Annotated in this window: 18 protein-coding genes; 15 read left to right on the top strand and 3 right to left on the bottom strand. The window is 73.6% G+C overall.

Going from position 1 to position 18,663, the window contains the following annotated elements:
- Positions 1 to 23 precede the first annotated feature (23 nt).
- The 9 genes from VGL20_09280 (at position 24) to VGL20_09240 (ending at position 6,912) form a co-directional block, all read left to right on the top strand.
- A complete protein-coding gene (locus VGL20_09280) occupies positions 24 to 731 on the top strand; it encodes a PIG-L deacetylase family protein (GenBank protein ID HEY2703868.1) in 708 nt (235 codons plus the stop codon).
- Positions 728 to 1,333, top strand: coding sequence for a molybdenum cofactor guanylyltransferase (locus tag VGL20_09275; protein HEY2703867.1), 606 nt, complete (start codon positions 728 to 730; stop codon positions 1,331 to 1,333). The genes VGL20_09280 and VGL20_09275 overlap by 4 nt, the downstream gene beginning before the upstream one ends.
- Positions 1,334 to 1,478: 145 nt before the next feature.
- On the top strand, positions 1,479 to 1,889 hold the full coding sequence (locus VGL20_09270; protein ID HEY2703866.1) for a MaoC family dehydratase N-terminal domain-containing protein: 411 nt from the start codon (positions 1,479 to 1,481) through the stop codon (positions 1,887 to 1,889).
- A complete protein-coding gene (locus VGL20_09265) occupies positions 1,886 to 2,323 on the top strand; it encodes a MaoC/PaaZ C-terminal domain-containing protein (protein HEY2703865.1) in 438 nt (145 codons plus the stop codon). Before VGL20_09270 ends, VGL20_09265 begins: the two co-directional genes overlap by 4 nt.
- Before the next feature lie 6 nt (positions 2,324 to 2,329).
- Positions 2,330 to 3,544, top strand: coding sequence for an acyl-CoA dehydrogenase family protein (locus VGL20_09260; protein ID HEY2703864.1), 1,215 nt, complete (start codon positions 2,330 to 2,332; stop codon positions 3,542 to 3,544).
- Between the two features lie 41 nt (positions 3,545 to 3,585).
- Positions 3,586 to 4,419 carry an SDR family NAD(P)-dependent oxidoreductase gene (locus VGL20_09255; GenBank protein ID HEY2703863.1) on the top strand — a complete coding sequence of 278 codons (834 nt, stop codon included), beginning with the start codon at positions 3,586 to 3,588 and terminating at the stop codon, positions 4,417 to 4,419.
- Positions 4,419 to 5,216: an enoyl-CoA hydratase-related protein gene (locus VGL20_09250; GenBank protein HEY2703862.1), complete on the top strand. Its 798-nt coding sequence runs from the start codon at positions 4,419 to 4,421 to the stop codon at positions 5,214 to 5,216. The genes VGL20_09255 and VGL20_09250 overlap by 1 nt, the downstream gene beginning before the upstream one ends.
- 85 nt (positions 5,217 to 5,301) lie before the next feature.
- On the top strand, positions 5,302 to 6,498 hold the full coding sequence (locus VGL20_09245) for a hypothetical protein (GenBank protein HEY2703861.1): 1,197 nt from the start codon (positions 5,302 to 5,304) through the stop codon (positions 6,496 to 6,498).
- A gap of 204 nt (positions 6,499 to 6,702) precedes the next feature.
- Positions 6,703 to 6,912, top strand: a complete 210-nt coding sequence (locus tag VGL20_09240; GenBank protein ID HEY2703860.1) for a cold shock domain-containing protein — start codon at positions 6,703 to 6,705, stop codon at positions 6,910 to 6,912.
- Positions 6,913 to 6,977: 65 nt separating this feature from the next.
- Here VGL20_09240 and VGL20_09235 read toward each other — a convergent pair whose 3' ends face one another.
- Positions 6,978 to 7,775, bottom strand: a complete 798-nt coding sequence (locus VGL20_09235) for a molybdopterin-binding protein (protein HEY2703859.1) — start codon at positions 7,773 to 7,775, stop codon at positions 6,978 to 6,980.
- A 121-nt stretch (positions 7,776 to 7,896) separates the two neighbouring features.
- Between VGL20_09235 and VGL20_09230 the strand changes: the two genes are divergently transcribed.
- From VGL20_09230 to VGL20_09220, 3 genes are read left to right on the top strand one after another with little or no spacing between them, the layout of a single operon-like run.
- Positions 7,897 to 9,948: a sodium-translocating pyrophosphatase gene (locus tag VGL20_09230; protein HEY2703858.1), complete on the top strand. Its 2,052-nt coding sequence runs from the start codon at positions 7,897 to 7,899 to the stop codon at positions 9,946 to 9,948.
- Between the two features lie 25 nt (positions 9,949 to 9,973).
- Positions 9,974 to 10,360 carry a VOC family protein gene (locus tag VGL20_09225; GenBank protein ID HEY2703857.1) on the top strand — a complete coding sequence of 129 codons (387 nt, stop codon included), beginning with the start codon at positions 9,974 to 9,976 and terminating at the stop codon, positions 10,358 to 10,360.
- Between the two features lie 4 nt (positions 10,361 to 10,364).
- Complete coding sequence (locus VGL20_09220; GenBank protein ID HEY2703856.1) at positions 10,365 to 10,703, top strand: hypothetical protein; 339 nt, start codon at positions 10,365 to 10,367, stop codon at positions 10,701 to 10,703.
- On the opposite strand, the gene VGL20_09215 is transcribed toward VGL20_09220, so the two are convergent.
- Positions 10,667 to 12,100, bottom strand: coding sequence for an FAD-linked oxidase C-terminal domain-containing protein (locus VGL20_09215; GenBank protein ID HEY2703855.1), 1,434 nt, complete (start codon positions 12,098 to 12,100; stop codon positions 10,667 to 10,669). The genes VGL20_09220 and VGL20_09215 overlap by 37 nt on opposite strands.
- A gap of 72 nt (positions 12,101 to 12,172) precedes the next feature.
- Between VGL20_09215 and VGL20_09210 the strand changes: the two genes are divergently transcribed.
- Positions 12,173 to 13,342 (top strand): ATP-binding protein, encoded by a 1,170-nt coding sequence (locus VGL20_09210; protein ID HEY2703854.1) that lies wholly within the window; start codon positions 12,173 to 12,175, stop codon positions 13,340 to 13,342.
- A gap of 7 nt (positions 13,343 to 13,349) precedes the next feature.
- Here the strand turns inward: VGL20_09210 and VGL20_09205 are convergent, their stop codons facing one another.
- Complete coding sequence (locus tag VGL20_09205; GenBank protein HEY2703853.1) at positions 13,350 to 15,068, bottom strand: NAD-dependent malic enzyme; 1,719 nt, start codon at positions 15,066 to 15,068, stop codon at positions 13,350 to 13,352.
- A 55-nt stretch (positions 15,069 to 15,123) separates the two neighbouring features.
- Here VGL20_09205 and VGL20_09200 point away from each other — a divergent pair, with 55 nt between their 5' ends.
- Positions 15,124 to 17,535, top strand: coding sequence for a phosphoenolpyruvate carboxylase (locus tag VGL20_09200; GenBank protein HEY2703852.1), 2,412 nt, complete (start codon positions 15,124 to 15,126; stop codon positions 17,533 to 17,535).
- 187 nt (positions 17,536 to 17,722) lie between these two features.
- The coding region (locus VGL20_09195) for an ammonium transporter (protein HEY2703851.1) at positions 17,723 to 18,663 on the top strand (941 nt) is incomplete at its 3' end.

The following is an 18,663-nucleotide window of genomic DNA, read 5'->3' as shown; positions in this document are numbered from 1 at the left end:
GGGCGCATCTACACTCCTCGGTCGTGGTCATCGATCCCCCGGCGCCCGCGTCCCTGCTGGTGGTGATGGCGCACCCCGACGACGCCGAGTTCTCCGCCGGCGGCACCGTGGCACGCTGGACGAGCGCCGGCACCCGGGTGGCCTACTGCGTCTGCACCGACGGCGACAAGGGCACCTCCGACCCCGGCCGTGACCCCCGCGCGGTGGCCGAGGAGCGGATCGCCGAGCAGCGCGCCGCCGCGGCGGTCCTGGGGGTCGAGGAGGTCGTCTTCCTCGGCCATCCCGACGGCGTCCTCCAGGTCAGCCTGGAGTTGCGCCGCGACATCGTGCGGGTGATCCGGAGGGTGCGGCCGGAGGCGGTGCTCACCTCCGACCCCACCCGCCGCTTCGGCCCGGGGTACATCAACCACCCCGACCACCGCGCCGCCGGGGAGGTCACCCTCGACGCCGTCTACCCCTCGGCGCGCGACCCGCTGGTGTTCCCCGAGCTGGTGGAGGAGGGGCTGGCGCCGCACAAGGTCACCCAGGTCTTCCTCTCCGGCCCGATCGAGCCCACCTGCCTGGTGGACATCTCCGGCACCCTCGAGCGGAAGCTCGACGCGCTCCGCCAGCACCGCAGCCAGATCACCGAGGACCGCCTCCGCGAGCTGGTCCCGCGCCGCGCCGCCGACGTGGGCGCGCCCCATGGCCTGGCCGCGGCCGAGGCCTTCCACCACATCATCCTGGGGTGAGCGCGCCCGGCGCCGCGGCGCCGCCGGCGGTGACGCTGCTGCTGCTCACCGGCGGCGGCAGCCGGCGGATGGGCCGGGACAAGGCGAGCATGGTGGTGGACGGCCGGCCGCTGGGGATGCGTCCGGTGGAGGCGCTGCGCGACCTCGTCGAGGAGGTGGTGGTGGCCGGCCACCCGGTGCCCGGGCTGACCGGCCGGGTGGTGACGGACACCGTCTCCGGTGCCGGGCCCCTCGGCGGGGTGGTCGCCGGGCTGGCGGCGGTCCGCACCCCGCTGGCGGTGGTGGTGGCCTGCGACATGCCCACGCTGGTCCCCGCCGTGGTCGAGCTGCTCCTCGACCGGCTCGCCGGAGACCCCCGGTTGCTCGCCGCCTGCTGTGCGGGGCGTCACGGGGTGGAGCCGCTGCCGCTTGCGCTCAGGCAGGCGGCGGGGCTGCCGCTCGGGGTGGCGCTGGCCCGGGGCGAGCGGGCGCTGCGGACCGCGCTGGCCGGCCCCGGTCTGGGGATCGTCGAGGAGGCGGCCTGGCGCGCGGTCGACCCCGAGGGCCGCTGCTTCGCCAACTGGAACCGCCCCGAGGAGGTGGGCGGCGGCGCCATCCGTTGACACGAATGCCGCGCCGCGTTACATCGGCCGGTGATAGGATTGACACCCGTGTCAATCTTCGAGGTGGCAGACGAGGTGGGGGAGACGACCGGACGTGGCATCCTCGCGGGTGCCGGCGCCAGAGTTCCCGGCAGCGAGGTGTGTGATGCCTGATCCCAGCCATGCCGGCCGCGTGTACCGGGCACCCGGCCAGGTGGTGGAGGCGGAGCGCGCCCGCGCCTTCGCCGAGGCCATCGCCGGCGACGGCGCCGTCGTCGAGCCCGACGCGGTACCGCCCACCTTCGCCGCCGTCTACTGCCTGTTCCCCACCCTCGGACAGGTCTTCGGCGACCCCGAGCTGGGCCTCGACCTCGCCGGGCTGATCCACGGCGAGCAGCGGTTCAGCTTCCACGAGCCGGTGCGGCCGGGCGACGTGGTCGACAGCCAGGCGCGGATCGCCTCGGTGCAGGAGAAGCGGGGCATGACCTTCATCGACGTCGAGCTCGAGGCCGCCCGCGACGGGCACACCGTCTGCAGCGGCCGCGCCCTGCTGATCATGCGGGGGGCGCCGTCGTGAGCGCAGAGAGCGAAGGCCCCGTGCTCACCGTGGAGGTCGGCGACCTGATGACCCCGCTCAGCCGCCGGGTGACCCAGGACCAGATCAACGCGTACGCGGAGGCGTCGGGCGACCACAACCCCATCCACGTGAACGAGGAGTTCGCGCGGATGGTGGGCCTGCCCGGCACCATCGCCCACGGCATGCTCGACCTCGGCATCCTCACCGACGCCGTCGCCCGCTGGGCGGGTGGCAGCGATCGCGTCGCCGCGATCGGCTGCCGGTTCAGCAAGCCCCTTCTTCCCGGCGACACCATCACCTGCACCGGCGCCGTGGTCGAGGTGGACGAGGAGGCCGGCACCGCCGTGCTCTCGCTCGAGGCCGTCTCCGACCGCGGCGAGCGCGTGCTCACCAACGGGCGGGCCGAGATCCGGCTCGGTCCACCGAGGTCCTGAGACACCATGGCACTCGACTTCAGCCTCACCTCCGAGCAGGAGGAGGTCCGCGCCCTGGTGCGCGAGTTCGCCGTCAAGGAGATGCGGCCCGTCGCCGATCACTACGACGAGCACGAGGAGACCCCCTGGGAGGTCATGCGCAAGGCCCACGAGATCGGCATCGGCCCGGCGGCGATGTTCCCCACCCAGTACGGCGGCGGAGGCCTCGACCGGATCACCGAGCTGATCCTCGCCGAGGAGCTCACCTTCGGCGACGCCGGGATGGCGATCTCGATCCTCGCCAGCGGCCTCGCCGGCGCCGGGATCATCGCCATGGGGACCGAGGAGCAGAAGGAGCGCTACATCTCCCAGCTCTGCGACCCCAAGACCCTGAGGATCGCGGCGATGGGCCTGACCGAGCCGGACTCGGGCTCGGACTCGCTGGCGCTGCGCACCACCGCCACCCGGGTCGACGGCGGCTACCTGCTCAACGGCACCAAGCAGTTCTGCACCAACGGCGGCATCGCCGACCTCCAGGTCGCATTCGCCACCACCGACCGCAGCGCCGGCCCGGCGGGTATCACCGGCTTCGTCATCGAGAAGGACAACCCCGGGATGCGCCAGGGCCGCAAGGAGCGCAAGCTCGGGGTCCGCGCCTCCCACACCGCCCAGGTCATCTTCGAGGACTGCTTCGTCCCCGACGATGCCCGGCTGGGCTTCGACAGGGACGGCAAGGCCACCGGGCCGGGGGCGATCGGCGCGATGCTGATGCTCGAGGCCACCCGGCCGGCGGTCGCCATCGGCGCCATCGGCATCGCCCGCGCCGCCTTCGAGTTCGCCCGCGACTACTCGCTGGAGCGCGAGCAGTTCGGCAAGCCGATCGCCAGGCACGAGGCGATCGCCTTCAAGCTCGCCGACATGGCCACCGAGATCGACGCCGCCCGGCTGCTCGCCTGGCGCGCCGGCTGGATGGCTGAGAACGGGATCCCCATGGGCCGCGGCGAGGGCTCGATGGCCAAGCTCTTCGCCGGCGACATGGCGATGCGGGTCACCGTCGACGCCGTCCAGATCCTCGGCGGCTACGGGTACATCAAGGAGTACCCGGTCGAGCGGTTCATGCGCGACGCCAAGATCTACCAGATCTGGGAGGGCACCGCCGAGATCCAGCGCCTGGTGATCAGCCGCTACGTCCTCGGCGAGCGCCGTGCCGCGGGGAGGTCGAGGCTGGCAGCGGCCAGCTGACCATAATTGCGGCGGTTCATCACCGGCGGAGGGAGGGCCTCATGTTCGAGCTCACGGGCAAGGTCGCGTTGGTCACCGGCGGCTCGCGCGGGCTTGGCCGTGCCGACTGCCTGGCGCTGGCGAGGGCGGGCGCGGACGTCGTCGTCACCGACATCCTCATCGAGAGCGACCCCGACATCCAGCGGTCGGCGGAGCGGGCGCAGTCGGCGCTCGCCCAGCTGTTCACCTCGCAGAACGTCGTCTACGCGGAGCGCACCAGCGAGGAGATCCGCGCCATGGGGCGGCGCTCGGCGGCGATCAAGATGGACGTCACCGACCGCGAGCAGGTGCGCACCGTCTTCGAGCAGGTGGTCGCCGAGTTCGGCTCGCTGGACATCCTGGTCAACAACGCCGCCACCCTCGACCACGTCGCCCAGATCGAGGCCCAGTCCGACGAGCTCTGGGACCGCGACGTCAGCGTCAACCTCACCGGCGCCTACAACTGCACCAAGGCGGCCTTCACCCACATGCGCCAGGCGGGCGGCGGCCGGATCGTCTACATGTCCTCGGTGGCGGGCAGCCTCGGTGGCTTCGGCCAGGCGTCGTACGCCGCCACCAAGTCGGCGATGGTCGGCCTGGCCCGCACCACCGCTCTCGAGGGCGCCCGCTACGGCATCACCGCCAACGTGGTGGCGCCGGGGATCATCGCCACCGAGGCCTTCAAGATGGGCAATCCCAAGATGAACGACCGGATGGTGCTGCGCACCGCGATGCGGGCGCCCGGCGAGCCCGAGGACGTCGCCCACGCGATCGTGTTCCTCTGCTCGCCCGAGGCCCGCTACGTCACCGGCCAGGTGCTCCACGTCGCCGGCGGCATCGACCTCTTCACCTTCTGATGAGCGGCTCCCCGGACGCCCCGCCGATGGTCGCGGTCGAGCGCGACGGCGCCGTCGCCGTGGTCCGCATGAACCGGCCCAAGGCGAACGCGATCTCGCCCGGACTGATCGACGCCATCGCCGGCGCGATCGAGGCGCTGGGCGAGGACCCGTCGGTCCGATGCATCGTGATCGCCAGCGCCATCGAGCGCTTCTTCATGGCGGGAGCGGACATCGGGATGATGGCCGGCGGCGGCATGGGGATCGACGGCGACGGCCCCTCCTTCCTCGAGCGCTTCAGCATCCCCGAGCGGGTCGCCAAGCCGGTGATCGCGGCGATCGGCGGCCACGCCCTCGGCGGCGGCTGCGAGCTGGCGCTCTGCTGCGACTACCGCCTCATGGTCGATGACGGACGCAGCACCATCGGGCTGACCGAGACCTCGCTGGGGATCATCCCCGGGGCCGGGGGGACCCAGCGGCTGCCCCGCCTGGTGGGACGCGCCCGCGGGCTGCACATGATCATGGAGGCCAGCCGGCTGCGCGCCCCCGAGGCGCTGGCGATCGGCCTGGTCGATGCCGCCCTGCCCCCGGAGGGCTTCGAGGCGGCGGTGATGGAGAAGGCGCGCTCCCTCGCCGGGATGGCGACGCGTGCGCTCGGGCTGGCCAAGCGCGCGGTGCTCGAGGGCCTCGACCGCCCCGTCGACGAGGGGCTGCGCGCCGAGATGCGCGGCTTCCTCGAGGTCCTCCAGACCGCCGACGCCGCCGAGGGCCTCCAGGCGTTCCTCGGCAAGCGGCCGGCCGAGTTCCGGGGGGAGTAGCACGGCCGCCGGCGACCCCCTGCTCTGCGGCGTCACCTACTGGCCGGCCTCCACCGGTCCCTACCTCTGGCAGGCGTTCCCGGCGGTGCGGGTGGCCGCGGACCTCGCCGCGGCCCGGGCGCAGGGCCTCCCCGCGGTGCGCGTCCACCTCCCCTGGGACGCCTTCATGCCCTCGCATCGCGGGGTGAGCCGGCGCCGCATCGGCGAGCTCGGCGACCTGCTGGAGACCGCCCGCGGCCTCTCCCTCGGGGTGGTGCCGGTGCTCTTCATCCAGACGTTCGGCGACTGCGTGATGCTGCCCCGCTACATGGTCGACCGCAAGCGGCCGCGCACCGGCGTGCGGGTGGTCTGCGAGGGCAGCGTCGAGCCCGGCGGTCCCCGCGACCCCTATGCCGACCCGCTGATGCAGGAGGCGGGGGTGGCCTGGCTCGAGGCCCTGCTCGACGCCTTCTCCAACCACCCCGCGGTGCTCGCCTGGGACCTCGGCCACGACCCCGCCACCACCGTCCGCCCCCGGCGCGTCACCCACCTCGCCGCCTGGGCCGAGCTGATGGCCGAGCGGGTGCGCGCCCGCGGCGACCGCTCCATGCTCACCCTCGGCGCCGGCGACCTGCTGATCGCCCGGGGGGTGCGCCCGCACCTGCTCGCCCCCCACCTCGACCAGCTCGGCCTGCTGGTGCTCCCCCAGCACCTGCGCCTCGCCGACGACCCCCTCGACCCCGCCCCCACCGTGTTCCTCGCCCAGCTGGCGCTGCGGCTGGCGGCGCCCGCGGGCACCCCGCCGCCGCTGGTGGTCACCACCGGGGTGGCCTCCGGCGAGCCCCGGGAGCCACCGCCCGCGGAGGAGGAGCCCGAGCCCGGGCCGCCGCCGAAGCCGGCGGTCGAGGACACCGTCACCGTGCCCGAGGACGTCGCCGCGCGCCACGCCGCGGACCTGCTCGCGCGGCTCGGCGAGGTGGGGGTGGCCGGCCTGGTGGCCACCTCCTGGTGTGACCTCACCGGCCGGGTCGTCGAGGCGCCGCCCTACGACCGCCGCCCCTGGCTGGCGCGTCACGGGCTGCGCCGCGCCGGCGGCGAGGCCAAGCAGGTCGGCGAGGTCTGGGCGGCCACCGCGCGCCGCGAGCCGGCGGTGGCGGCGGCCGATCCGTGGCCCGGCCGGCTCGATCCGGAGGACTACTACGGGGCCCTCCCGGACAGCGCCCGCGACCTCTTCTCGGAGTGGCGGCGGGAGCGCGAGGGGGCCTCGGCGAGGGCGCTGGAGGAGGGCGGGGGGACGAGGTGAGCGAGCCCCGGATCGGTCCTCCCCTGGTATCCTCGGTCGAGGCGCCGCACTGCGCAGGCCCGGACCGGAGGGTCCGGGAGCGCCGAGCGGCCCACCTCTCAGTGTGTTCTCGCAGCGTCTCCCGCTGACCGAGGCCGTCCCGTCGTGGTCGGGAACACGTCTGGGGACCGGACCGAGGTCAGCACGTCCCGGAGGACAGCCTCAGTGCCCGAAGGCCGCATCAAGAAGATCATCCACGACCGCGGGTTCGGCTTCGTCCGCGCCGATGACGGCAACGAGGTCTTCTTCCATCGGACCGAGCTCAGCACCGTCGACTTCGACGCCCTCGAGGAGGGACAGGCGGTGACGTTCGACGTGGTCAACAGCCCCAAGGGTCCGCGCGCCCGCAACATGAAGCAGACCGAGACGGCCTGAGCGCCAGCGCGGAGCCGGGCCGGGACACCCCCGGCTCCGGCTCCGGCTCCCGCCGCGCCGTCTCGCTAGGGATCCGGCGAGGGCGGCCGCAGCTCCCGCATCCGGCCCAGCGCCGCCTCCACCCGCCCGGCGTCGGCGCCGCGCACCCGGATCACCAGCTCCCGGGTCTCGGTCTGCGGATACGAGCCCACCAGGACGTCGGGGAACTCGCTCTCCAGCCGGCGCATGGGCTCGAAGAACTCCGCCTCGATGGCGTGCCGGTAGCGGAGCTCCACGACGATCGGCGCCGAGCCGCCCACGAAGAACACCGGCAGCATCTCCTCGGAGAAGATCCGCTTCAGCTCCCGGGGCACCCCCGGCAGCGCCAGCAGCCAGCGCTCCGTGCCGTCTCCGGCGGGGAGCGGGTAGGCGAGCCCCGGCGCCATGCCGCTGCGATTGGCGAGCACGGTGGCGCCCCGGGGCACCACCGTCATCCTCCGGTTGGGCTCGGTCATCCGGTTGCTCTCGATCCAGCCGGCGGCGTGGATCCGGTCGACCACGCGCTGGACGTGCGCCTCGGCGTCGGGATGCACCTCCAGGGGCTGGTCGAGGGCGGCGGCGAGGGCCTCGAGGGTGCGGTCGTCGGGGGTGGGGCCGAGCCCGCCGCAGACCAGCACCCGGGCCACCGCGGGGTCGTCGACGGCGGCGCGCACCGCCTCGACGATCGCCGGCAGGCGGTCCGGCACCACCACGATGCGGCTGCAGGGATAGCCCGCCTCGCGCAGCTGTCCGGTCAGCCAGTGGGAGTTGGTGTCGAGGGTGAAGCCGCCGAGGATCTCGTCGCCCACGGCGACGATGACCGTTCCCGCAGCGCTGTCTGCCATCGCCCCGAACGGTAGCAGCGGGCCCGGACGCCTCGGCGCGATCGGCGTTGCCCAGCGGCTACAATCCCCCGGTTCGCGGCCGCCATGCCTCTCTGTGGTCGCCAATGCCGATGAGGTGCCCATGACCCTGAACGTTCTCGTGCCCATCGCACTGGCCGGTGGGCTCGCCCTCCTCTATGCCATCTATCTCATCTTCTGGGTGCTGAAGCAGCCCGAGGGCAACGAGCGGATGCGCGAGATCGCCCTGGCCATCCAGGAGGGGGCGCAGGCATACCTCAACCGGCAGTACACGATCATCGCGGGCATCGGCGCGGTCATCGCCGTCTTCCTGGGGATCACCCTGGGGATCAAGACGGCGGTGCTCTTCGTGCTCGGCGCGGTGCTCAGCGGCGCCGCCGGCTACGTGGGCATGAACATCTCGGTGCGCTCCAACCTGCGCACCGCCGAGGCCGCCCGTGGCGGCATCCAGCCGGCGCTGCGGATGGCCTATCGCGGCGGCGCGGTCACCGGCTTCTTCGTGGTCGGCTTCGGACTCATCGGCGTGGTCGTCGCCTATGGCCTCTTCAAGGACTTCGACGCCCTCACCGGCTTCGCCTTCGGCGCCTCGCTGATCTCCGTCTTCGCCCGCCTCGGCGGCGGCATCTACACCAAGGCCGCCGACGTCGGCGCCGACCTGGTGGGCAAGGTGGAGGCGGGCATCCCCGAGGACGACCCCCGCAATCCCGCGGTCATCGCCGACAACGTCGGCGACAACGTCGGCGACTGCGCGGGCATGGCCGCCGACCTCTTCGAGACCTATGCGGTGACTGCGGTCGCCACCATGCTGCTCGGCGGCCTCCTCTTCAAGACGCAGAGCGGGCCCATCCTCGCCTACATCCTCTACCCGCTGATCCTCGGCGGGATCAGCATCGTCGCGTCGATCGTCGGCTCCCAGTTCGTCAAGCTGCCGCGCAACGGCTGGATCATGGGGGCGCTCTACAAGGGCCTCGCGGTCTCGGTGCTGGTGGCGGTGGCGCTCTTCGCCGTGGTCACGTACACGCTCAAGAACAACGGCGACCTCGCCAGCAGCGTCCTCGGCCACGACCCCATGAACCTGTTCTGGTGCGCGGTGATCGGGGTGGTGGCCACGGTGCTGCTGGTGGCGGTCACCGAGTTCTTCACCGGGTCGCAGTTCTGGCCGGTGAAGACGATTGCCGCGGCCTCGCAGACCGGCCACGCCACCAACATCATCGCCGGCCTCGCGATCGGGATGGAGGGCACCGCGATCCCGGTGCTGATCATCGGCATCTCGATCCTCGCCTCGGCGTCGCTGGCCGGCCTCTACGGCATCGGCATCGCGGCGATGGCGATGCTGAGCATGACCGGCATCATCGTCGCCATCGACTCCTACGGGCCGATCACCGACAACGCCGGCGGCATCGCCGAGATGGCGAACATGCCGGAGTCGGTGCGCAACGTCACCGACCCGCTCGATGCCGTCGGCAACACCACCAAGGCGGTCACCAAGGGCTACGCGATCGGCTCCGCCGGGCTCGCCGCCCTGGTGCTCTTCGCCAGCTACACCGATGTGCTCGCGAACCACGGCAACGGCCGGGTGTTCAGCTTCAGCCTCACCGCTCCGACGGTCATCGTCGGCCTCTTCCTCGGCGGCATCATGCCGTTCATCTTCGGGGCGCTGTGCATGCTCGCCGTGGGCCGCGCCGCCGGCGGCGTGGTGGTCGAGGTGCGCCGCCAGTTCAAGGAGATCCCGGGGATCATGGAGGGCACCGCCCGGCCGGAGTACGCGAAGTGCGTGGCCCTGGTCACCGCGGCGGCGCAGAGGGAGATGATCATCCCCGGCCTGCTGCCGGTGGTCGCGCCGCTCGTCGTCGGCTTCCTGCTGGGGCCGGAGGCGCTGGGGGCGATGCTGCTCGGCACCATCGTCGTGGGCATCTTCGTGGCCCTGCAGATGACCACCGGCGGAGGCGCCTGGGACAACGCCAAGAAGTACATCGAGGACGGCCACTACGGGGGCAAGGGCACCGACGCCCACGCCGCGGCGGTCACCGGTGACACCGTCGGAGACCCCTGCAAGGACACCGCCGGACCGGCCATCAACCCCATGATCAAGGTCATGAACATCATCGCCATCCTGATGGCACCGACGGTGGCGCTCCACCACGTCTTCTTCTAGCCGCGGGACCCGGGACACCGGTGGCATGGCTGCCCGGCTCGGTTACGTGGTCCGCTTCGTCGGCTCGCTCGGGCCCGCCGTCGACTTCTACGGCGGCGTCCTCGGACTGACGCTCACCAAGCGCACCGAGCACTGGGCGCAGTTCGACTGCGGCTCGGTGCGCCTCGGCCTCTATGAGCGCGGCGCCATGGCCGCGGTGCTCGGCGTCGAGGACGAGTCGCTGGGCCGCCCGCCGGGCGCCATCGAGCTCGCCTTCGAGGTGGAGGACGTCGACAGCGCCCACGCCGCTGCGGTCGCCGCCGGCGCCCCCAGCTTCCAGGCCCCCGCCGACCGCTACTGGGGCGAGCGCACCGCCTACGTCCTCGACCCCGACGGCGGCCTCGTCGAGCTGCTCAGCAGGGTGCGGCGCTGATCCCGTGGACGAGTACCAGATCGAGATCCGCCAGCTCCGCCGCACCCTGGCGAAGCTCAGGGCCGAGAAGGCCCGCGAGGCGCTGATCGAGGAGTACGAGGTCGAGCTGCGCATCCTCGTCGCCCTCTACCAGGCCGCCACCGAGACCCTGGAGCGGGGCAACGTCGACCCCGACCTCCCTCGGGCCCTCGCCGAGGTCGGCTTCGGCGACTGGACCCTCGCCAACGTCTACTCCTTCGTCTACGAGGCCGCCATGGACGCCGAGCCCGACGGCCGCGACCTGGCGAACGTGATCACGCACACCGACTACGGGGCGTCGCTCGCGGCGGTCCTCGAGCCCTGAGTCGCGGAGCCGCCATTGCGAGGCGGCACCTTGATCCCGGGGTTCATCAATCCGGCCGGGTCGAGGCTGGCCTTGATCCGGCGCATCAGCGCCACGCTTCCGGGCCCGAGCTGTCGCTCCACGTACGGGAGCTTCGAGGCGCCGACGCCGTGCTCGCCGGTGATCGCTCCTCCCATGTCGAGCACGGTGTCGAAGAGGCCGGCGGCGGCGGCGTCGCCACGGGCGCGGTCGCCGGGGAGGCGGGGGTCGATGAGGAAGGTGGCGTGGAGGTTGCCGTCGCCGAGGTGACCGAAGTTCACCACCGGCACCGAGTGCTCGGCGCCGAGGCGGCGCACCCGGGCGACCAGCTCGGCGATGCGGTCGCGGGGCACCACCACGTCCTCGTTCACCTTGCCGATCATCACCGTGGCCACCGCCGCGCTGATCGCCCTGCGCGCCGCCCAGAGCCGCCGCTGGCCGGCGGGGTCGGCGGCCATCTCGACCGCTGCCGGCGAGCCCGCGGCGATCGCGGTCATGGCGGCGTCCAGCTCGGCGTCGACGCTGCCGGGGTCGCCCTCGAGCTCGACCAGCAGGAGGGCGCCGGCGTCGGGGGCGTAGGCGTCGACGCCGGTGCGTGCCACCGCCTGCAGGGCCGCCGAGTCGAGGAACTCGACGGCGGCGGGGACCAGGCCGGCGGCGCTGAGCGCGGCCACCGCGGTGGCGGCGTCCTCCATGCCGGCGAAGCCGGCGGCCACCGTCGACCGCGCCGCCGGTGCGCGCAGGAGGCGGAGCAGCACCTCGGTGACGATGCCCAGCGTGCCCTCCGAGCCGCAGACCATGCGGAGCAGGTCGACGCCGCCGTCGCCGCCCTCGCCGAGGTGGGCGACCCGGCCGTCGGCGAGGACCACGGTGGCGCCGACCAGGTAGTCGGCGGTGGTGCCGTAGCGCAGGGTGTGGGGGCCGGCGGCGTTGCAGGCGACGTTGCCGCCGACGGTGCAGGTGGAGGATGAGCCGGGGTCGGGCGGGTAGTAGAGGCCGCAGCCCAGGGCGCGGCGGTGGATCGCGCCGGTGACCATCCCCGCCTCGGCGTGCATCCGCATCGCCTCGGGCTCGAGGCCGAGCACCGCGCTCATCCGGGTGAGGCTGATCACCACCCCGCCGGACCGGGGCACGGCGCCGCCCGAGTAGCCGGTGCCGGCGCCGCGGGGGACCACCGCGACCCCGTGGTCGGCGCACACCTGGACGGCCGCGGAGACCTCGGCCGTCGAGCCGGGGAAGACCACGGCGTCGGGGAGGTGGCGCTCGCCGGACGCGCCGAAGGCGTCGTATCCGTAGGCGGCGAGGTCGGCGGGCCGGTCGAGGACCTGGCGGGCGCCCACCTGCAGTCCGAGGTCGCGGACGAGCCGGGAGCCCTTCATGTGCCGACATGCTAGCAACGCCCCTCGAGGCCTCCCGGGCGGGGGCCGCGCCCTTCTCGGGACAATGCGGGCATGGGCTCGGCCGCCACCTCCAGCCACCTCGGCGGCGCCGCCGGGGCGGCCGCGGCCGTGGTCGGACCGCTGGCGCTCACCGCCGTGCTGGTGCCGGTGGGGGCGGCGCCGCACCGGGACTACGTCTTCCTGTACCTGGGGCTGGTCGCGCTCCTGGGGGTCGGCCGCGGCCTGGGACCGGCGCTCCTCGCCGCCGCCACCAGCTTCCTGCTCGTCGACTGGTTCTTCATCCCGCCGCTCCACACCCTGACCATCGGCGGCGAGCAGGACCTGGTCTACCTCGCGGTCTTCTTCGGCGCCGCCGGGCTGGTGGGGGGCGTGGGCTCGCGGCGGCGGCGCTCCCAGCTGGCGGCGGAGGCACTGACCCAGCAGGTCCGTCGCGCCAATGAGGAGCTGGCCCGGCTGAACCGCGAGCAGGCCGAGGCGGCGGCGGTGGCGGTCCGGCTGGCGCGGACCGAGCAGCAGGTGCGCGTCCTCGAGGAGAGCGACCGGGTGCGCCGCGACTTCCTCGCCAACGTCTCCCACGAGCTGCGCACCCCGCTCGGCAGCATCCTCACCAACAGCACCGGCCTGCTCGCCCATCCCGGCCTCGACGCCGGGCTGCGCGACGAGGTGGAGAGCATCTCCACCGAGGCCCGGCGGCTGAACCGTCTGGTCGGGGACATGCTCGACATGGCGCGGATCGAGGGCAGCGCGGTGGAGCTGCGCCTCGAGCCGCTCGAGCTCGCCGACGCCGTGGAGGCCGCGGTCGACCGCCTCCACGTCGGCTCGCCGTCGCGCCCGGTGGAGTGGGAGGCCGCGGCCGGGCTCCAGGTGGTCGCGGACTGGGACCGGCTGGGGCAGGTTCTCGACAACCTCCTCCGCAACGCCGACCGGGCCGCGCCGCCGGGCAGCCCGATCACGGTCCGCGCGGTGCGCGGCGTGCGCTCGATGATCGTGGTCCGGGTGGTCGACCGCGGCCCCGGGGTGCCCGAGGAGCTGCGCGAGCGGCTCTTCACCCGCTTCGCCCGCGGCGCCGGGGAGGCCGCGGCGGGCGGGGGAGGGGCGGGGCTCGGCCTCGCCATCGTCCGCGGCCTGGTCGAGGCCCACGCCGGCCGGGTCTGGCTCGAGGACGGCGCGCCGGGGAGCGGGGCCAGCTTCGCCTTCAGCCTGCCCGCCGCGGCCGCCTGACGCCCGCTCAGCGGGCCGCCGGCCAGGGCCGCACCGGGCGGTAGGCGGGGCGCCACATCGCCGCGCGCACCCCCGCCTCGACGGCGTCGCCGCGCGGGGCGCCGGCGACCCCCTCCGCCTCCGCCGCCCGCGCCACCGCGCAGGCCACCGCCACCGAGACCTCGCGCACCGCGTCGAGCAGGGGGAGCAGCGCCGCCCCCGGCCCGGAGGCGTCGACCTCGGCGGCGACCGCGGCGGCGGCGGCGGCGAGCATCCCGTCGGTGACCCGCCCGGCTCGGGACACGATCGCGCCGAGGCCGAGGCCGGGGAAGAGCAGCGCGTTGTTCGCCTGGGCGACGATGTGGGTGACCCGGTCGTGGGTGACCGGCTCGGCGGGGCCGCCGGTGGCCACCAGGGCGCGACCGTCACTCCAGGCGAGCAGGTCGCCGGGCGCCGCCTCGGCGAGCTCGGTCGGGTTCGAGAGAGGCAGGATGATCGGCCGCGGGGTGTGGCGGGCCATCTCGCGCACCGCCTCCTCGGTGAAGGCCCCGGCCACCGCCGAGGTGCCGATGAGCACGGTGGGCCGCACCCGGCGGACCACCTCCTCGAGGGCGATGCCGCCGAGGGCGCCGTCGCGCGCCCAGCCATCGACCTCGCCGGCCGGCCGCGCGTAGGGCTGCTGGAAGTCGCGCAGGCCGCCGAGGTCGTCGGTGAGCAGGCCGGGACGGTCGATGCACCAGAAGCGCCGGGTCGCCTGCTCGCGCGACATCCCCCCGGCCACCATCGCGTCGCGGAGCTGGTCGGCGATGCCGCACCCCGCGGTGCCCGCGCCGAACACCACGATGCGGTTGCCGGCCAGGGGCAGGCCGCCCGCGCGGGTGCCGGAGAGCACCGCCGCGAGCACCGTCGCGCCGGTGCCCTGCATGTCGTCGTTGAAGGTGCAGATGCGCTCCCGGTGGCGTTCGAGGATGCGGCGCGCATTGCCCGGGCCGAGGTCCTCCCAGTGCAGCAGCACCCCCGGGAAACGGCCGGTGACGGCAGCAACGTAGGCGTCGATGAAGTCGTCGTAGCGCCGGCCGCGCACCCGCGGATGGCGATTGCCCACGTAGAAGGGGTCGTCGAGCAGCGCCTGGTTGTCGGTGCCCGCGTCGAGCATCACCGGGATCACGCGGGAGGGGTCGATGCCCGCCGCCGCGGTGTAGACGGCGAGCTTGCCGACGGCGATGTCGATGCCGCCGACGCCCCAGTCGCCGATGCCGAGGATGGCCTCGCCGTCGGTGGCGACCACCAGGTCGACGTCACCGCCGGCCACCCGGAAGTTGGCGAACGCGGTCTGGATCTCGTCGGGATTGTCGATGGAGAGGTAGACGCCGCGCGGCCGGCGGAACTCGTCGCTGTAGTGCCGGATGGCCTCGCCGACCGTGGGCGTGTAGATCACCGGCAGCATCTCGTGGAGGTGGTCGGTGAGCAGCCGGTAGTAGAGGGTCTCGTTGCGGTCGTGGAGGAGCTTGAGATAGACGTAGCCGCCCAGCGCGGTCGGCTGGGCGCGGTACTGGCGGTAGGCCCGCCTCGCCTGCTCCTCGAGGGTGAGCACCCCGGGGGGCAGCAGCCCCACCAGGCCGAGCGCGTGCCGCTCCTCCTCGGTGAAGGCGACCCCCTTGTTGAGGGCGGGGGTCTGGAGCACCTCCGCGCCGCGGTCGGTGGTCTCCCAGGCGCCCTCGGCGGTGAGACGGAAGCTGCGTTGCACCTCGAGACCTCCTGGCCGCTCATTGTCGAGAAACGGCACCGGGTAGAGTGGCGGCGTGTCGAGTCCCGTCGGCATCCTGCTGCAGACCCTCAGGCGGGTCGTCGACCGCGTCAGCGTCGACGGCTCGACCGAGCCGGTGGCCCTGGATGTGCGCACCGCCAGCACCGCCCTCCACCTCACCAACCTCGGCGAGCTGGTGGAGCAGAGCCGCGAGCTCGTCCGCTCGGGCGGCGCGCTCGAGGCGCTCCGCGCCAGCGACCCGGCCATCTTCGCCGGCGTGGTGGCCCAGCCGGTGCTCACCGCCCACCCCACCGAGGCGAGGCGGCTGGCGCTGCGCCGGCGGCTCGAGCAGGTGCGCGCCGCCCTCGAGCGGCTGCTCGGGGACAGCCCTCCGGCCGCGGCCGAGGCCGACCTCGAGGTCGCCGTCGAGATGCTCTGGCGCACCGACAGCGTGCGCCACTCCACGGTCACCGTCGCCGACGAGGTCAGGTTCGTCGAGACCTTCCTGCGCGGGCCGCTCGCCGAGGCGGCGATCACCGTGGAGCACCTGGCCCAGCCGCGGGCGACCGCCGCCATGCCCGCCCGGCTGCGCCTGGGCAGCTGGATCGGGGGAGACCAGGACGGCAATCCCTTCTGCACCGCCGCCGACCTCCAGGCGGCGCTGCGCGGCGCCGGCGAGATGGCCCGTGCCCGCCATCGCGACTTCGCCCTGCGGGCGGTGGACGAGCTCACCCTGCCGCTGAGCCTCGACGACCTCGAGCCCCGCACCCGGCGCTGGCTGCGCATCCACGCCGGCGACCGCGCCGGGCGGCGGTTCGTCGGCGAGGCGCTCCGGCTGCTCGCCGAGGTGGTGGCCGAGCGGGTCGGCACCGGGTCGCCCACCACCTATCGCAGCCGGGCCGACCTCGCCACCGACATCGAGCGGATCGCCGGGGAGATGGAACGGAACGGCGCCGGTCACCTGGTCGAGCCGGTGCTCGGCCGCTGGCGGGCCTGGTGCCGGCTGGCCGGCCTCCACCTCCTCGACCTCGACGTGCGCACCCACTGCTCGGTGCTCCGCGCCCTCGCCGGCTCGGCGACCCCACGGGCGAAACGGCTGTGGGGCGACCCCGCCGCGCTCCTCGCCGAGCTGAGCGCCTCCGGACCGCCCACCGCCGACAGCGGTTCCGAGGACCAGCTGCTCGACAGCCTCGTGGTCTGGGCCGACTTCCTCCGCCGCAACCCCGATCTCGGCGGCTCGCTGGTGCTGAGCGGCTGCAGCGGCCCGTCCGAGATGGTGGTCGCGCTCTGGCTGCTGCGCAGCCACGCGCCGCTCGACGAACGGATCCGCATCTCGCCGCTCTTCGAGGACGAGGAGGCGCTCCACGCCTGCGGCCAGACCCTGCGGACGATGTTCGCGCTCCCCGAGTACGTGGCGAGTCTCGGCTGCCACGACGGGCAGCAGGAGGTCCTCCTCGGCTACTCGGACACCACCAAGGCCAGCGGCTACCTCAGCGGCGCCCTGGCACTGCGGCGCGCCCATCGCGAGGTGGCGGCGGCGTGCGAGGCGCACGGCGCTCGCCCCTTCATCTTCCACGGCCGCGGCAGCACCGTCGCCCGCGGCGGCGGGCCCACCGGCGAGGCGGTGCTCGCCCAGCCGTCGCGGACCCTCGACGGGCGGCTGCGCTGGACCGAGCAGGGCGAGTCGATCTCCCTGCGCTTCGACGACCCGGTGGTGGGCGCCGGCCACCTCGCCGAGACCCTGCTCGCCCTCGCCAGCAGCGCCACCGGCGGCGGTGACCCGGCGTGGATGCCCGACTGGCTCAAGGAGGTCAACGCACGCAGCCGCGCCGTCTACGAGGAGTGGTACGGCGACCCCGGGATGGCGATCTTCCACCGCGCCTTCACCCCCATCGACGCCATCGAGCGGCTGGCGATCGGCTCGCGCCCCGCCCGGCGCACCACCGACCCCCTGCCCCGAGCGCTGCGGGCGATCCCCTGGCACTTCTCGTGGGCGCAGGCGAGGGTGGTCGCGTCGGTGTGGTTCGGGGCGGGAAGCGGCCTGGGCATGCTCACCGACGACCCCCGCCGGCTGGAGGCGGCACGGGCGCTCTACCGCGAGTCGACCTGGTTCCGCTCCACCGTCGACAACCTCGAGATGGTCGTGTTCAAGACCGACTGGGAGGTCGGCGCCCTGTACGCCGGCCTGGCCCGCGGCGCCGGCGCCGACCGCTGGCTGCCGCGGCTGCGGGAGGAGTACGACCGCTGCGCCGAGGCGCTGCTCGCGGTGCGCGGCGGCCAGGGCCTGCTCGACCACCAGCCCGACCTGCGCGGCCGCCTCGCCGCCCGCGGCCGGGCGCTGCGTCCGCTCCACGAGCTGCAGGTCCTGCTCCTCGAGGGATGGCGCCGCGAGGGCAGCGACGCCCTGCTCCGGCTGGTGCACGGGACCATCAACGGGATCGCCGCCGGGGTTCAGAACACCGGCTGATGGGGCGCCGCGCCCTCCCTGGATGCCGCCTTCATCCGGGCGTTTGGGCAGCGCGCACCGTATGGCTTGTGCGATCCGCATGAGCCCCCCTGTCCCAATTTGAGGTGACCCGCACAGTGATTTGACCCGGGCTTCGGCCGTATCTGTGTACAGGCCGGGTGGGCCGGCACAGTAAGAGGGGGAAGGCATGACACCGAGTCCAAACTGGCTGGTGCCCGGCGACAACGCCTGGCAGCTGATCTCGGCGACGCTCGTCGGGATCATGAGCATCCCAGGCCTGGCGATCCTCTATGGAGGCATCGTCAAGCGGAAGTGGGCGGTCAACTCTGCGCTGATGGTCGTCTACGCGTTCGCGATGACGCTCGTGGTCTGGACCCTCTTCGCCTACAACATGAGCTTCGGCGCCCCCGTGGGCGGAGGCGGCCCGAACTTCTTCCGCAACCTGGTCGGCGTGCCCCATCCCGTGCTGGGCGCGGGTGACCAGCTGCACCAGGCGGCGATCCCGCTGCTGTCGGGGCTGATCCCCGACCTGCACTTCCCCGGCTCGACGCTGGTCTACTTCCAGTTCGTCTTCGCGGCGATCACCGTGATCATCCTCGCCGGCGCGGTGCTCGGCCGGATGAGCTTCAAGGCGTGGATGATCTTCGTCCCCCTCTGGATCACCTGCGTCTACAGCGTCGGCGCCTTCATGATCTGGGGCGGTGGCTGGCTCGCCCAGCTCGGCGCCCTCGACTATTCGGGCGGCTACGTCATCCACGTCGCCGCGGCGGTCTCGGGCTTCACCGCGGCCGCGGTGGTCGGGCCTCGGCTGATGAAGGACCGGCAGAACTGCACGCCGAACAACCTGATGATGGCCGTCGCCGGCGGTGGCCTTCTCTGGCTGGGCTGGTCGGGCTTCAACGGTGGCGATCCCTACTTCGCCAACGCCGACGCCGCCGCGGCGATCCTCAACACCCACGTCTGCACCGCCATGGCGCTGCTGACCTGGATGATCCTCGACATCGTCCGCACCGGCAAGCCGTCGACCACCGGCATGATCAACGGCATGATCGCCGGCCTGGTGGCGATCACCCCGGGCGCGGGGTGGATCTCCGGCTTCAGCGCCATGATCCTCGGCGTCGCGGCGGG

This window comes from Candidatus Dormiibacterota bacterium (genome assembly GCA_036495095.1).
Classification (GTDB): domain Bacteria; phylum Chloroflexota; class Dormibacteria; order Aeolococcales; family Aeolococcaceae; genus CF-96.
This window is presented reverse-complemented; position numbering and strand designations above follow the sequence as displayed.